The sequence below is a fragment of the Actinoplanes sp. ATCC 53533 genome (genome assembly GCF_003947245.1).
In genome coordinates this window covers 1-532 of record NZ_QHHV01000667.1, presented here as the reverse complement: position 1 = coordinate 532, position 532 = coordinate 1, and the positions used below count along the sequence as shown (strand labels likewise).

General features: G+C 67.5%; 1 pseudogene. It reads left to right on the top strand.

Annotation, left to right across the window (positions count from 1 at the left end):
• A pseudogene (locus tag DMB66_RS60545) lies at positions 1 to 532 on the top strand (hypothetical protein); the annotation flags it as partial.

Genomic DNA, 532 nt, shown 5'->3' with positions numbered 1-532 from the left:
TCCACCGGTGAGGGCGGTGTCGGCAGCACCCCGATCAACCTGTCGCTCACCGCGACCGGCGCGGGCGTGTTCGACTACCTGAAGAGCAGCATCCAGATCCCGCTGACGCAGTCGTACGTCTACCGCACCGCCATCACGCCGGGCTGTGCCGCCGAGGCGACCGTCACCAACGGCTCGGACGTGCTGGGGGTGCGGACCACCTCCAGCGACGGCCGCGAGCGGCTGGCGCTGACCTTCACCTCGAACCAGTACCTGACGCACTCCGACCTGCTGGTCTACGGCATGCTCCGGTGGACGAGCAAGGGCATGTTCCTCGGCGAGCAGCGGCACCACCTCAACGTCGACATCGACGACTGGTTCAACACCTCGGACCACTACTATCCGGACGGCCACGTCGAGTACGAGCCCGGCTTCAAGGTCAGCGGGCACGACGCCGTCAACCTCGACAACCAGCAGACCGCCCTGCGCGCCGCGCATCCGCAGGCCGCCGACTTCAAGCTCAACCTGGCGTTCAACGGCGCCGACATCGACC